Genomic DNA, 926 nt, shown 5'->3' on the forward strand with positions numbered 1-926 from the left:
GGAGCAGTCACTTCCCGGTGAGCAGACGAGCGGGTTTGCGACAGGGCGGGCGTCCGACTAGCTTTCCGACCATGACCGAGACCGCCGCAGTTGCCCGTCTCACCCCCGGTGACGCAGCCCCGGACTTCACCCTGCCCGACGCCGACGGCAACAACGTCCCCCTCACCGCCTACCGGGGGAGACGGGTGATCGTGTACTTCTACCCGGCGGCCTCCACACCCGGGTGCACCAAGCAGGCCTGCGACTTCCGGGACAGCCTCGTCCAGCTGAACAACGCCGGCATCGACGTGCTCGGCGTCTCGCCGGACAAGCCGGCGAAGCTGGCGAAGTTCCGTGACAACGAGAAGCTCACGTTCCCGCTGCTGTCCGACCCGGACCGCGCGGTGCTCACGGCCTACGGCGCCTACGGCGAGAAGACCCTGTACGGCAAGAAAACTCTCGGCGTGATCCGCTCGACCTTTGTGGTGGACGCCGAGGGAAAGATTGAGAAGGCGATGTACAACGTCCGGGCGACCGGCCACGTCGCCAAGCTCATCCGTGATCTTGAGCTGGCCGGTTGACCGTGCCCGCGGGAGGGCCGCCCACACCTGCCGGAGTTACCCGGCAACCGAGCCGGAGGTCCCTGGCCGTAGGGCGGCTGGGCGGGCAGGCTGGATGTGGGAGGCCGTCAGGCGCATCGCCAGTCCCTGGCCGCCTCCCACGCCCTGTCTCCGGTGGCCGCGATCCACGGGTGGGACCGCGGCCACCGGCGGCGCCCACCGGGACTCCCCACGGCGCATCCTCTCCTGCGTACGGGAAAACCGGTGGACGAACAGCGGCCGCCAATCGCTACTGTGGTACCTGCGCGGGAGTGGCGGAATGGCAGACGCAGCAGACTTAGGATCTGCCGCCTTCGGGCGTGGGGGTTCAAGTCCCCCCTCCCGCAC

Annotated in this window: 1 protein-coding gene and 1 tRNA gene; both read left to right on the forward strand. The window is 68.9% G+C overall.

Translation table 11 applies throughout. The annotated features are described in order from the left end of the window. Positions 1-71: 71 nt before the first annotated feature. On the forward strand, positions 72-560 hold the full coding sequence (bcp, locus tag MJ783_RS22360) for a thioredoxin-dependent thiol peroxidase (protein ID WP_239313652.1): 489 nt from the start codon (positions 72-74) through the stop codon (positions 558-560). A 284-nt stretch (positions 561-844) separates the two neighbouring features. Then, positions 845-925: transfer RNA gene (locus tag MJ783_RS22365), tRNA-Leu, on the forward strand. The last annotated feature ends 1 nt before the right edge of the window (position 926 follow it).

The organism is Protofrankia sp. Cj3 (genome assembly GCF_917627355.1).
In the GTDB taxonomy this organism is placed as follows: Bacteria; Actinomycetota; Actinomycetes; order Frankiales; family Frankiaceae; genus Protofrankia.